General features: G+C 66.7%; 9 protein-coding genes. 6 read left to right on the plus strand and 3 right to left on the minus strand.

All coding sequences use genetic code 11. The features are described 5' to 3' along the window. Positions 1–17 precede the first annotated feature (17 nt). Positions 18–404 (minus strand): MOSC N-terminal beta barrel domain-containing protein, encoded by a 387-nt coding sequence (locus tag AAID08_RS24840; protein WP_054500708.1) that lies wholly within the window; start codon positions 402–404, stop codon positions 18–20. Continuing rightward, on the minus strand, positions 401–2,899 hold the full coding sequence (locus AAID08_RS24845; RefSeq protein ID WP_395757026.1) for an AsmA family protein: 2,499 nt from the start codon (positions 2,897–2,899) through the stop codon (positions 401–403). Before AAID08_RS24845 ends, AAID08_RS24840 begins: the two co-directional genes overlap by 4 nt. A gap of 336 nt (positions 2,900–3,235) precedes the next feature. On the opposite strand from AAID08_RS24845, the gene AAID08_RS24850 reads away from it, so the two are divergent. The 6 genes from AAID08_RS24850 (at position 3,236) to AAID08_RS24875 (ending at position 12,480) form a co-directional block, all read left to right on the plus strand. Next, positions 3,236–4,834, plus strand: coding sequence for an MDR family MFS transporter (locus AAID08_RS24850; protein WP_054500706.1), 1,599 nt, complete (start codon positions 3,236–3,238; stop codon positions 4,832–4,834). 3 nt (positions 4,835–4,837) lie between these two features. Then, positions 4,838–5,284: a MarR family winged helix-turn-helix transcriptional regulator gene (locus tag AAID08_RS24855; RefSeq protein ID WP_395757027.1), complete on the plus strand. Its 447-nt coding sequence runs from the start codon at positions 4,838–4,840 to the stop codon at positions 5,282–5,284. Positions 5,285–5,460: 176 nt separating this feature from the next. Continuing rightward, on the plus strand, positions 5,461–5,958 hold the full coding sequence (locus tag AAID08_RS24860) for a DUF2938 domain-containing protein (RefSeq protein ID WP_395757028.1): 498 nt from the start codon (positions 5,461–5,463) through the stop codon (positions 5,956–5,958). 247 nt (positions 5,959–6,205) lie between these two features. After that, positions 6,206–7,819, plus strand: a complete 1,614-nt coding sequence (locus tag AAID08_RS24865) for an ABC-F family ATP-binding cassette domain-containing protein (RefSeq protein ID WP_395757029.1) — start codon at positions 6,206–6,208, stop codon at positions 7,817–7,819. A gap of 227 nt (positions 7,820–8,046) precedes the next feature. Further along, positions 8,047–10,335 (plus strand): TonB-dependent siderophore receptor, encoded by a 2,289-nt coding sequence (locus tag AAID08_RS24870; protein WP_395757030.1) that lies wholly within the window; start codon positions 8,047–8,049, stop codon positions 10,333–10,335. A 1,281-nt stretch (positions 10,336–11,616) separates the two neighbouring features. Next, positions 11,617–12,480, plus strand: a complete 864-nt coding sequence (locus AAID08_RS24875; RefSeq protein ID WP_395757031.1) for an integrase domain-containing protein — start codon at positions 11,617–11,619, stop codon at positions 12,478–12,480. 167 nt (positions 12,481–12,647) lie between these two features. On the opposite strand, the gene AAID08_RS24880 is transcribed toward AAID08_RS24875, so the two are convergent. Then, positions 12,648–13,415, minus strand: coding sequence for an HNH endonuclease (locus tag AAID08_RS24880; protein WP_395757032.1), 768 nt, complete (start codon positions 13,413–13,415; stop codon positions 12,648–12,650). Positions 13,416–13,438 lie beyond the last annotated feature (23 nt).

The following is a 13,438-nucleotide window of genomic DNA, read 5'->3' on the forward strand; positions in this document are numbered from 1 at the left end:
GATTTCCCGCGCCAGGCTCAGTCCGGCCAGACCGACACAGGCGTGTCCGGATGCACCTTCAGGATGCGGCACGGCACCTGCACGAAATTCGAGATCCAGGCGGCGGCCAGCTCGCCTTCGTCGACCACGTCGATGACCTGCTCGCCGACCTTCATGCTGTAGCGCACGCTGTCGTCGTCCTCGATCACGTCCAGCGGAATATCCATGCGCAGCATGCCCGGCGCGCGCAGCACCAGGTAGCCCAGGCGCAGTTCCACCGCCACATCGGCCAGCCGCGGGCACAGCTCGCGGTTGAGCCATTGGCCCGAATCGTTGGCCACCAGCCATTGGCGATGATACGGCGCGGCCTCGGCCTGCGCCGTCACGCCGCACTGGGCGATGGGCTGGAAGGTGGCGGCGCTCATTTGCCCAGCAGGCCCTTCAGGGCCTTGTCCACCGCCGCGCCGCCCTTGCCCTTGCCGGTCACGGCTTCACGCAGCTTGTTTTCCAGGCTGCGCTTGAGGATGCCGGCGACGGCGTCCTTCCACAGCAGCGTGTAGGTGGGCTTCTCGAACGGACCACGCACGTGCACCGGAATCGTCACGTCCTTCAGGTCGATCAATTCCTTGCCTTCCGGGTCGGCCGCCGGATTGACGACGCGCGCGCGCGCCACCAGGTCCAGCTCGCTCTTGACGAAGTCGATGGTGGCCGGCTCGCCCTGCGTCACGCGCAACAGCGGCGACACGACGTTCAGGCGCTTGACGCTCGCCACGCCCTTGGTGAAGGCCAGGTCCGCATCCATTTCCGAGAACGCGGTCTGCTTGCTGGTGTCGGCCGCCATCGTTTCGTCCTGCGACTCGGGCTTGAGCGCGGCCTTCAGCTCGCGCAGCGTCTGCGTCAGGTTGATGCCCTTGACCGCGCCGTCGCGCAGCCGCACCTGCAGCGTGCCGCCCAGGCCGCTCTTCATGGCGTAGGCGTTGGCCCCGGCGGTCTTCAGATCCAGCGCCAGGCTGCCGGTGCCGCTCAGCACGTTACGCTGCGCCAGGTCCACCAGCAGCGGTTCGATCGAAATGCCCGCCAGCGACATCTTGGTCGCCAACTGGTTGCCCTGCGCCGCGTCCAACGACAGCGCGCCGGCCAGCTTGCCGCCGTACAGGCCGGCGGTCAGGCTGGAGATATCGAGCTTGCCGCGGTCCAGCTTGACGGCGGCGGCGACGTCATCGGCCTTCAGGCCGCGCACCACCAGCTTGCCGACCTTGAGCGTGCCGTTCACGCTCGGGCCGACCAGCGCCGACAGGTTGATCGAATCATCCGCGGGCGCGGCCGGCGCCGGCGCAACCGGCTTGTTCTCGTCCTTCTTGCCCTCGGCGGGCGGCTTGGCCGGCGCGGCCGCGGCCGCCGGCGGCACCAGCTTGTCCAGGTCCAGCGTATCCACGGCCAGCGCGAAATTCACCTGCGGCGCATCGCTCAGCTTGGCGATGTCGGCGGTCAGGTCGAACTTGCCGCCTTCGAGCACCGCGTTGATCTTGCTGCTGGCCCTGTCCTTGGTCAGATCGACATTGAGGCTGCCGATCACGGGAATCTGCAGGCTGCCCTTGGGCAGGCCCGGGTCGGTGATGTTGACATCGCCGCGCAGCGCCGCCAGGCTGCCCTGGCGCTGCAGCAGGTTCAGCGACAGCGGCGAGGCGAAGGTCAGCTTGACCACGCGCTCGCCCTTCTTGGAGGTGCTGTCGAGCTTGGCTTCCTTGATGTCGAGTTCGGTGGCGTTGCCGCTGATGCCGTTCAGGCCAAAGCTGGCGTCCAGCCCGCTGATGCGCACGCGGCCGGTCAGCGCCTCGCCCGTGGCCTGCGTCGGCGAAATGTTCAGCGCCGGCGCGTCCACGGCGAATTCGAACGGGCCGTCGGCCACGCCGCCCTTGGCGCGCACCGCCAGCTTCTCGATCTGCAACTGGCTCTTGTGCGGGTCGATCGACAGCTTGGGCATGGCCACGCTGGCGTCCACGTTGGTGGCGCGCGCGGCCGGATCGGTGACGTCGCCCTGGAACACGACTTCCAGCCCGGCCACGTCCAGCGCCGACTTCTGGCCGTTGAACGCCAGGTTGCCGCGCATCGCCAGGCTCTTGGCCTCGGCGCCCGGCAGCTTGCCGTCCATGCGCAGATCGAGCTTCTGCGCCGCGTAGCGCTTGGCGGACGGGTCCAGCGTCAGCAACGCCTGGCCGGTCAGGTTGGCGTCGATGCGCGGGTTGCCGCCTTCCAGGCGCGCCGTCAGGCGCACGTCGAACGGCTGGTTGAAGGTGACGCGGCCGGTATTGGCGTTGATCTTGGTCACGGCCACCGCCATGCCCGACATCTCATCCTGCAGCAGCACCTCGCCATCCTTCAGGTCGAGGCCGGCGATGTCGATCTGCATGTTGTTGCGCGACGGCGGCAGCGCGCCGCTGGTCAGCGCTTGCGCGGCGGTCTGCGCCGCCCCCGCGAGGGCCTCGGCGGGATTGGCGGGCGTGGCCACCACAGGCGCGGTGCCGCCGACCAGGTTGCTGAAATTGAACTGGCCGTCCTTGCCCCGCACCAGGCGCGCCTTGAAGCCGCTGATGGCGACATGGTCCACCACGAAACTGTTGGACAGCAGCGGCCACACGGCCACCGCCAGGCGGGTGCTCTCGATGGAGGCGAAGGTCTCGGTGCTATTGACCTCGGACAGCGACACGCCCTGCACCGACAGGCCGATGCGCGGGAACAGCGACAGCTCGATCTCGCCGTCGATCGTGAGCGTGCGGTGATAGCGTTCCTGGACCAGCTCTTCGAGCTTGTACTTGTACGCGTTGGGGTCGAACGTCAGCAGAAAGATGGCCAGGCCAACGACGGCCACGACAACCAACACCACCAGGCCTATCAGAATGCGCTTGAACCACGTTTTCATTGCCGCCCCGTCGGTACCTCGACTGGTAATCCTTGAATGCCATCCGCCGCGTCCGGCGCGGGAATGGCGCTATGCCGTCGCGCCGGGCGCGAGGCTTCCTGATTTATCCGTCTTCGATCGCGTGCCGCCGCGTGCGTCAGGCCACGGGCCGATACGCCAAGCGGAGAGGAACTGCCATGGAAAGACCTGCTGAAGACGCCAGCATGACCAGCGTGCACATACCGCTATCGTAACAAATCGGGCCCACCTGCGCGCCGGGCGCAAAACTGACGGTTTTCTGTCTTGCGGATTGTAGAGCTAGAATGATTGACCCATCAATCATTGATCCATCCAACAATGCCCGCCCCCGCCCCCAGCACCCCTTATTCGCCCGGCCAGGTGCTCCCCTTCCGGCAGACCCTGCTCGCCATGCTGGGCATGTGCTTCGTCATGATGATGGTGGCCATCGACCAGACCGTGGTGGGCACCGCGCTGCCCACCATCGTGGCCGAGCTCAAGGGCTTCGAGCTGTACGCGTGGGTGGCGACGTCCTACCTGCTGACCTCGGTCATCACCGTGCCGATCTTCGGCCGGTTGGGCGACTACTATGGCCGCAAGCCCTTCGTGGTGGCGGCGATCGTGCTGTTCACGCTGGCCTCGGTGCTGTGCGGCGCGGCCGACAGCATGTTCACGCTGGTGCTGGCGCGGGCCCTGCAGGGCGTGGGCGGCGGCATGCTGGTGGGCACCGCCTTCGCCTCCATCCCCGACCTGTTCCCGGACCCGCACGTGCGGCTGCGCTGGCAGGTCATGCTCAGTTCGGCCTTCGGCATCGCCAACGCGGTCGGGCCGACGCTGGGCGGCGCGCTGACCGAGCACTATGGCTGGCGCTCGGTGTTCTACGTCAACCTGCCCATCGGCATCCTCGGCCTCTGGTTCGTCGCGCGCTACCTGCCGCACCTGCGCAATCACACCACCGGCAAGGTGCGCCTGGACTGGCAGGGCGCGCTGCTGATCGCCGCCGCGCTGGGCGGCCTGCAACTGCTGGTGGAACTGCTGCCCAAGGAAGGCCTGAGCGCCACCATCGTGCTGCTGGGCGCCGGCAGCGCCGCCGCCTTCGGCCTGCTGTACTGGTGGGAGCGGCGCTGCCCGCATCCGCTGCTGCCGTTCGACATGTTCCGCAACCGCGGCCTGGCGATGCTGTTCATACTGGCGCTGCTGGTGGGCGTGACCATGTATTCGCTGCTGTTCTACGCACCGCTGCTGTTGCAGGGCGGCTTCGGCCTGTCGCCGCAGGACGCCGGACTGCTGATCACGCCGATGGTGGTCTTCATCACCGTGGGCAGCATCATCAACGGCCGCATCATCACCCGCATCCGCAACCCCAACCGCATGCTGTACGCGGGCTTCATCCTGATGGCGCTATCCTGTATGGGCATCGTCACCACCCACAACTACACGCCGCACGGCCTGATTGCCGCCTACATGCTGATGGCCGGCCTCGGCATGGGCTTCATCATGCCCAACCTGACCGTGTTCGCGCAGCAGACCGCCGGCCGCAGCCACCTGGGCATCGCCACCGCGCTGCTGCAATCGCTGCGCATGATCGGCGGCATGCTCGGCACCGCCGTGGTCGGCACCATGGTCAACCACAGCTATTTCAGCGGCGTTGAATCGACGCTGCGCGGCGCCTCGGCGCGCTGGCTGCCGCAACTGGACGACCCGCAGATGCTGGTCAATCCCCAGGCCCAGACGCAGTTCCTGGCACAATTGGCGCATCAAGGCCAGGATGGAACGTCGCTGATCGAGATCGCGCGGGTGGCGCTGGTCGGCGCCATCCACGAGGGGCAACTCATCGCCCTGGCGGTCGCGGTGCTGGCGCTGTGGTGCGTGCGGCGCGTCCCCCTGGTGCAATTGGCGCGCGTCTCCAAGCCGGAGCCCGCCAGCGTCGGAGAGTAGCTTTTGCCCAAACAACAACAGGGCCTGCAGGTCATACAGCACATGGGCCAGACCTACCGCGTCATGCAGAGCGCCTTCAGCGGCCGGGTCGGCCACGCGCTGCCGCGCTGGCGCATCCTGCTGGCATTGCATGAATGCGGCCAGTGCTCGCAGAAGCACCTGGCCGAGCGCTGCCGCCTCGATCCCGCCTCGCTCACCCGCCAGTTGCAGGCGATGCAAAAGCTCGGCTGGATCGCGCGCGCGGTCGACGCGCACGACAATCGCCTGACCAACGCCCGCCTCACGCCCGCCGGCCAGGCCGTGGTCGACGAGGCCCTGCCCAAGCGGGCCGCCTTCTTCGACGAATCGCTCAAGGGCCTGTCGGCCACCGACATCGACACGCTGAACCGCGTGCTGAACGTGCTGGAAGAGAATTTCCTGCGCGCCGCCAGCGGCAACAAGGGCGAGTAACCGCGCCCCGGGCCGCCCAGGACAGCGCCCCGACGGTCGCGACCAAAGCCCTTCCCCCCTGCCGCTACGCGCGGGCAAAGCCCCGACATTCGTCCGTGACATTGACACCTGGAAAGGTTATTGAATAACATTCAATTAATCTATTGATTGTTATTTCATCTTGCCGGAATCCCCGCATGCCTTCTGACCTCCTGCTTCGCGCCGTGCTGATCGGCGTCGGCGCCACCCTCGTCATGGATCTGTGGGCGCTGCTGCTCAAGCGCCTGTTCAACGCGCCGTCGCTGGACTACGCCATGGTCGGCCGCTGGATCGGCCACCTGCCGCGCGGCCGCCTGACCCATCCCGGCATCGCGCGCTCGGCGCCCATCGCGGGCGAACGCGCCATCGGCTGGATCGCCCACTACGCCATCGGCGTCCTGTTCGCCCTGCTGCTGCTGGCGCTCTGGGGCCCGGCCTGGGCCGCGCGGCCGACGCTGCCGCCGGCGCTGATCGTCGGCATCGCCACGGTCGCGGCGCCGTTCCTGATCCTGCAACCCGGCATGGGCGCCGGCATCGCAGCCTCGCGGATGCCGAAACCCGGCGTGGCGCGGCTGCGCAGCCTGATGGCGCATGCGTCGTTCGGCGTCGGGCTGTACCTGGCGGGATGGCTGGTCGCGGCATGCCTGGACGCCTGAGACGCCGCGCCTCGGCGCGCGGGCTCAGGTGCACGGGCATCTTTGCCCCGAGCCTCCCGCCGCCGCGCAAGGCTTGGCCGCGCTCGCGTTTTGCCAATTTCGCCGAGGGCTTTTAAAGTAACGGCCTGACCCCCATCCATCGAGGTATTCGTCCCATGCGCCATTGATGCCGCCGTCGCAATGACGGCCAGTCTCCACCCGCCCCCGTTCGCAGGGGGAGTTCCTGGCATCCCTGGAAGCATCACGCATGACGGCTCCCTATCTCACGCTCGAAAGCGTGTCGTACCTGCTGCCCGATGGCAGCCCGCTTTTTTCCGGACTCGACGAAACCTTCGACCAACGCCCCACCGGCCTGGTCGGGCGCAATGGCGCCGGCAAGACCGTGCTCGCGCGGATCCTGGCCGGCCAGTTGCCGCCGTCGAGCGGGCGTTGCCTGCGATCGGGCAGCGTCTTCTACCTGGCGCAGCAGGTCTCCCCGCCCGCCGGCGCCACGGTCGCCAGCCTGGCCGGCGTGCAAACGACGCTGGACGCCCTGGCTCGCATCGAAGCCGGCAGCAGCGCGCCGGAAGACTTCGAGCGGGTCGGCGACCGCTGGGACATCCGCCAGCGCCTGCGGCAAGTGCTGGAACGCGACGGCCTCGGCCACCTCGACGCCGCGACGCCCGCCAGCGCCCTGAGCGGCGGCGAAGCCATGCGCGTGGCGCTGGCCAGCGCCATGCTGTCCGAGGCCGACTTCCTCATCCTCGACGAACCCAGCAATCACCTGGACCGGCCCAACCGGCAGGCGCTGATCGAACAGCTGCGCCATTGGCCACGCGGCCTGCTGGTCGTCAGCCACGACCGGCAACTGCTCGACACCCTGACGCGCATCGTGGAGCTCTCATCGCTGGGCCTGCGCGGCTACGGCGGCAACTACAGCGCCTATGCCGCGAGCAAGGCGCTTGAACGATCGAATGCCCTGGAGCGGCTCGAACACCACAAGCTCGAACGCCGGCGCGAAGAGCAGGCCATGCAGGCGCAGCGCGAGCGGCAGGAACGCCGCCAGGCGCGCGGCCAGCGGCATGGCAAGAAGGCCAATCAGGCCAAGATCCTGCTCGACCGGCAAAAGGGCCGCAGCGAGGACTCGGCCGGCAGGCTGCGGCAGCAACATGCCGCAGCCCATGAACGCCTCGCCCAGGCCGTGCGCGACGCCGCGGCGCAGGTGGAAAAGGATGCCGACATCTCGCTGCATGCCGTGCCCGTCGCGCAGGCGGCGCAACGGCGCGTGGTGGAGCTGGACGCCGTCACGTTGCCCTTCATCGCGGGCCCCACCCGCCACGTCGACCTGCTGCTCGGCGGCCAGCAACGCATCGCGGTCACCGGCCCGAATGGGTGCGGCAAGTCGACCTTGCTCAAGGTGCTGGCGGGCCTGCTCGCGCCCCTGTCGGGCGAGCGCAAGGGCGCGTCCGAATGCGTCTATCTCGACCAGCGCCTGGCCGACCAGGCCTCGGATCGGCCCGTGCTCGAACAACTGCAAGCGGTCAACGCCGCCCTCGACGAAGGCGAACTGCGCACGCGACTGGCGCACCTCGGCCTGGACGCGCGCAAGATCACGGCGCCAAGCGGCGCGCTCAGCGGCGGCGAACGCCTGAAGGCGGCGCTGGCCTGCGTGCTCTACGCCGATCCGCCGCCGCGGCTATTGCTGCTGGACGAACCGAGCAATCACCTCGACCTGCCCTCCACACTCGCGCTGGAAAGCATGCTGCGCGGTTACCCTGGCGCCCTGGCGGTGGTGTCGCACGACGACGCGTTCCTGGACAGCCTGGCGCTCACGGATCGGCTGCAGGCCACGCAACAGGGCTGGCTCCTGGAACCGTGGTGAACGCAATCGACGGCGCCTGACGGCCGGCGGGGCATCGCCATCGTCCTGCCCGCCGCGCGCGCAACGGGGCTAGCGCCGCGCCTGCCTTGAACAAGTCTTCTTTTGCGGGCCACGCGGCCCGGCTTGATCCATTTCGCCAGAGATCCGGCATATTCCCTTGGCGCCTCATTTACGAAATGGAAATGCCAATCAATGGCATTGCTTTTCAAGTTTCAAGGGATCCCTTCATGCACCCACATCCGTCTGGCTCGTCCGTCCTGCTCGGCCTGATTGCCCTGGCCCTGGCATCGGCCCCCGCCCAAGCGCGGCAGCCGGACGCCGGCGCCACGGCCTCGCCCGCCCCGGCCACGCTGCCCGCCATCGAAGTGACCGGGCAGACCGACGAACCCACCGAGACGACGCGCGCCTATACCGTTCCGGCCACCCGCGCCTCGACGGGCCTGACCCTGAGCCCCAAGGAAACCCCCCAGTCCGTGTCGGTGGTCACGCGCCAGCAGATGGACGACCAAGGCATGCAGTCCATCGGCGACGTCCTGGGCAGCACCACCGGCATCACCTTCATCGAACTGGACAACGGCGGACGCACCACCTACCGGTCCCGCGGATTCAACATCACCAACTACAAGGTCGATGGCCTGTCGATCATCGGCGGGTCCTCGTTCAACGGCGGCGGCAGCGGCGCGATCAACATGGACCTCTACGACCGCGTCAGCATCGTGCGAGGCGCGAACGGCTTGATGGGCGGCATCGGCGATCCTTCCGCCACCGTCGACCTGGTGCGCAAGCGCCCTGGCCGCACGCTCGGCGCGAGCCTGATCCTGCGCACCGGCAGTTGGAACAAGAAGAATGCCGTCGGCGACATCAACATACCGCTCGCGGCGGACGGCCGCGTCCGCTCGCGCCTGGTGTTCAGCGGCGAGGACTCCGACGGATTCCGCGACCGCTCGGGCATCGAACGGCAGGGGTTCCTGGCCAGCGTCGCCATGGATCTGACCGCCCGCACGCAGGTGGGGCTGGGCTTCCAGTACGAACACAGCATCTTCCACGGCGCCTCCTGGGGCGCCAACGTGCCCGCCTGGTTCGCGGACGGCTCGCCGACCCATTTCCGCCGCAGCCTCAACCTCGCGGCGGACTGGAGCAAGAGCGACATGGAAGCGAAGACGCTGTTCGCCTCGCTCGACCATCGCTTCGACAACGACTGGAAGCTGCGCGCCGACTATGCCCACACCTCGCGCGCGGACCTGAACAACAAGGGCGCCATCAAGGTCAACAACGGCAAGGTCCGCTGGCCCCATTGGAAGCAGGACGGCAGCGGCGCCTACCTCAATGCCATCCACTCGGAAACGGAAGGCGAAACCGACGCCTTGTCGCTGGATCTGTCGGGCCCGCTGGAACTGCTCGGACGCCGGCATGAACTGCTCGTCGGCCTGAACGGCTCCCGCATGGACGAACCGTCCTGGACTTTCAACAGCAGCAACTGCAGCATCGATGGCATCGCCGGCTTCAAGGGACGCTGCCAGTACCGCACCGAATTGCCCGTGGCCGATTGGCGCGCCTGGCGCGGCGACGAATACGGCAACATCCGCGCGTTCCGCACCGACGCCCGCCGCGTCACCCGGACAACGCTATATGGCGGCTACGTCGCGGGCCGCTTCGAGCTCGCCGACGACCTGACCCTGATCACCGGGCTGCGCCGCAGCCTCTACCAGATCCACAGCGACAACTACAACGCGGCGGGCGTCCGCGGCGCGCGCACCGGGGAAAACGCCGCCCACGCCTGGACGCCCTACTACGGCCTGGTCTATGGATTGACGCCGACCTACTCGGTCTACGCCAGCTACACCGATGTCTTCACGCCGCAGACCAGCAAGAACGAAAGCGGCGACACCCTCAAGCCCATCACGGGCGCCAGCTACGAGGCCGGCATCAAGGGCGAATGGTTCAATGGCGCGCTCAATGCCGCCGTGTCGGCATTCCGCAGCCTGCAGAAGAACGTCGCCCTGAAAGACGGCGACAGCCTGACGCCCGATGGCGACCAGGCCTACCGGCCCGGCACCGGCGTCATCGTCAAGGGCGTCGACGCCGAAATCGCCGGCGCCATGACCGCCGCCTGGAACGTCTATCTGGGCTACACCTATCTGGACGTCGGCAACAACGACACCGCCGACCGTCCCGACCCGCGCCATCTGCTGCGGCTGAACACCACCTACCGGCTGCAGGGAATGCTGCGGGGACTGACCATCGGCGGCGGCCTGACCTGGCAAGGCAAGACGGTGTCCGAACCCTACCCCGGCCAGCCGGATGGCCACGGCGGCTTCGACAGCTCGCCGATTCCGCTGAAGGGCTATGCGCTGTTCAACGCGATGGCGCGCTACGACATCAACCGCCATCTGTCGGCCATGCTCAACGTCAGCAACCTGTTCGACAAGACCTACTATCGGCAGTATGGGTTCTACAACGGCCTGATTTATGGCGAGCCGCGCCGGGTGACGCTGAGCCTGCAGGCGAAGTTCTAAATGGAAGGGGCAGGCCCTTGATGCCAAGGGCCTGCCCCATTCACATTCATGTAGCGCGACCGAACGCGCTTGGGAACAACGATCAGACGTTGATCACACGTTTAAACGTTGATCGGTCGGCAAAGGTCCATGAGCACTGAGTTTCGCGGGGAAAGCGCGCCATGGCCCTCGCGGGAATCGCTGGAAGTACCCCCAGTTGTACCCCAAGGGGGTGTCAGGATCATAGATCAGCCCGGATGACGATGCCAGCATAGCGCGCTCTGGCTTCGCGGCCTGCGGCCTTGACCAAGAGGCGCTGCCTCTTGGAACTCCGTTCTCGCCGAAGGGCAAGGGTGCAGGGGATAGAGCATCCCTGCACCCTGCCGAAAGGCTGCTGCGCTGCATGGGCGTCAATGGTGCGCTGCACCGGGTGCTCACCCGTTCGGTGCTCGCCTGCGGCTGCGCTCCGCTGCGGCTTGCGCGCCCGCCATTGACCCCCACTACGCGCGAACACGGCCCCAATGCCGAGTCGCTTTTCCAGATGCCGCCAGATCAGCCTTGCACGCAAGCTGCCTGTGCAGGAGTGGCATGGCTACCATGCCGCCTCTGCACAGGCAGCCGACAAGGCCGAAGGCCGCGTCAGTGCCGTAGGCAGGAGATATGTACGCATCTGCCGCAGCGCCCTTACCCATTGCACGGCTTGGATGCCAGGAGATGGGCCGTCACTGCACGCCGCAGTGACGGCCCTGCCCACACCGCCAACAATATGGGCGAAAGCCAGATCCTATTGCATGCGGCATACATGATGATGCCCGCCCTACACTGACCGGGCAGTTGCCAAGACCGATGGGCTTCGTACATCGGCACCCCAACAGCACAGGTTCCTGCAAGTGCTGGCCCATCAGGGCGGAACCCACCCAGGTATGCCCAGGCTCCTGCTGCATACCGGCCCCTATCCATGGGGCGGAGCCTTCTTCATCGGCCCGCATTCATCCCTTCCCGCGCCCTCGGCGCACTGTCCCTAGCAGCCATGGCCTGTGCGCAATGCACAGATCGCCGCCGCTTTCCTTACCCCACTCACTTCACCGGAGGACTCATCGACGCTTACAGCCTGTTCATCCCGCACGACCTCCGTCCGGCCTTCCAGCAGGAAGCAAGACGGACGCCTCATCCGAGGCTCTGGTGTTTCCTGAACACCATGCCCTTGCCCTCACGGGATCTCGCCTAGCGAGCTGGCACCAACACTAACCATTGAGTTTCAGGACAACGCAGCACCGACGGCGCTTTCTGGGGGATCGGGAGATGGATGACTTGACCTATACCCTGCGGCAGCTTTGCCAGCGCAACCGCGACGGCAGCCACAACACACAGGCCGACCGCATGCGTTCGCTGGCCCTGGCTGCGCGGCAATTGCGCGAGGCCGGTTTTCGGCAGATGAAGGCATCGTCGCTCAAGGGCAAGCACGTCCAGGCGCTGCTGGATCGCTGGCAAGGCGAAGGCCTGTCGTCCGGCACCCTCAAGAACCGGCTTTCCCATCTGCGCTGGTGGGCCGAGAAGATCGGCAAGTCTGGCATCCTGCCGGCGGACAACACGCAGCTTGGCGTGTCGGAGCGCCGCTATGTGACCAACGTCAGCAAGGCCCGGGAACTGGGATCGGGGCTTGACCTAGTCACCGATGCCCACGTGCGCATGAGCCTTAAGCTACAGGCCGTCTTCGGGTTGCGTCGGGAAGAGGCGATCAAGTTCCAGCCCAGTTATGCCGACCGTGGCGATCATCTCGCCCTGAAAGGCTCGTGGACGAAAGGAGGGCGAGAGCGAACCGTGCCGATCACGACGCCAGAACAACGCGAGGTGCTGCAGGCGGCGCACCATCTGGCGGGGGCCGGGTCATTGATCCCCGCCCACAAAACCTACATCCAGCAGCGTCATGTCTACGATGGCCAATGCAAGACGGCGGGGCTGAGCCACATGCACGGGCTACGTCATCAGTACGCCCAGAGCCGCTATGAGACTCTGACGGGGTGGCCGGCGCCAGCGGCAGGTGGACCGTCAGTCAAGGGACTGAGTCCAGCGCAGCGCGTAGAAGACAGCCGTGCTCGCCAGACCATCAGTCGTGAATTGGGACACGAGCGGATTCAAATCACCGCCATCTATCTCGGCAGTTAGCGCAGGTAGTCCAGGGAGTACCTAGCCTACAACCGGAGCCAGCCCACGGGTTTAGTCTGCTGACCCAACAAACGTATTTAGTTCCGGCAAGCGCAGCTCGCCGCGCTCGATCATGGATACCAGCTCCTCAACGCTTGCTTCGGCCTTGGCCATGTCTCCTCCCTCGATCAGGCACCGAGCAGGAAGCGCTCGCGGTGCCACTGCAAATAATGCCGGTGTTCGCTGGCCAGCCAGCGCAGCGTCATGCCTAGGTGGATGCCAAGGCCGTGCAGATCGTCCGGGGATAGGCGGGCGCTGGTCAGCAGATGCCCGGCATCGTCAAAGCTGATTAGAAAACGATCGAACAGCGCATCGAGGTTGGCCACCAGCAGAAAGCCGTTGAAGGCATCCAGCCGTTCGGCATCGTCTGTGCATTCCGCCCAGGGCTTGGCATGACTGGCGCGAAGCACCTCGGTCACGGTGACACCAGTTACCGCACAGGCACCGCCCCAGTAGTTCAGCAAGGCATCGCGATAACGATCCTGCCCCACGCGCTGGCGCACCAGACGTTCGACCTCTGTGCCCCGGTTTTCGGCAGGCAAGTCCGCCAGTACCTGCGCGACGGCTGTGTGGTAATCCCGCACAGCCTGATTTGGCAGCGCCTGCGACAGGCTGGCCGCACGGCGCAGCAATGTCGCCAGATCAGCCAGGGTGGGCACGCGGAATACACCATCGGCTCCTGCCCAGAGCTTGAAGCTGCGCAACAACTCCGGCACCAGCGCAGGCGAGGCGGGCCGGAGCCGCACCTCGAAATCACCGGCCAATGGCGTCACCACCGCATAGCTCCGGTGGCGCGCAGAGGCCAGCGTCACGGCATCGCCAACCGCTGGCAGCACATGTTCGAAGCCGTTGTCATGGCCGGTTTTCTCGATAAGCGCACGCTGTAGGGGATTCATGTGTTGAACCCTTGGCGCAATCC

This window comes from Achromobacter sp. EB05 (assembly GCF_044232075.1).
Taxonomy (GTDB): Bacteria; Pseudomonadota; Gammaproteobacteria; order Burkholderiales; family Burkholderiaceae_B; genus Achromobacter; species Achromobacter dolens.

Coding starts and splice junctions, on each gene's coding strand:
- AAID08_RS24840 (WP_054500708.1), bottom strand. CDS start 404: ATGAGCGCCGCCACCTTCCAGCCCATCGCCCAGTGCGGCGTGACGGCG.
- AAID08_RS24845 (WP_395757026.1), bottom strand. CDS start 2,899: ATGAAAACGTGGTTCAAGCGCATTCTGATAGGCCTGGTGGTGTTGGTT.
- AAID08_RS24850 (WP_054500706.1), top strand. CDS start 3,236: ATGCCCGCCCCCGCCCCCAGCACCCCTTATTCGCCCGGCCAGGTGCTC.
- AAID08_RS24860 (WP_395757028.1), top strand. CDS start 5,461: ATGCCTTCTGACCTCCTGCTTCGCGCCGTGCTGATCGGCGTCGGCGCC.
- AAID08_RS24865 (WP_395757029.1), top strand. CDS start 6,206: ATGACGGCTCCCTATCTCACGCTCGAAAGCGTGTCGTACCTGCTGCCC.
- AAID08_RS24870 (WP_395757030.1), top strand. CDS start 8,047: ATGCACCCACATCCGTCTGGCTCGTCCGTCCTGCTCGGCCTGATTGCC.
- AAID08_RS24875 (WP_395757031.1), top strand. CDS start 11,617: ATGGATGACTTGACCTATACCCTGCGGCAGCTTTGCCAGCGCAACCGC.
- AAID08_RS24880 (WP_395757032.1), bottom strand. CDS start 13,415: ATGAATCCCCTACAGCGTGCGCTTATCGAGAAAACCGGCCATGACAAC.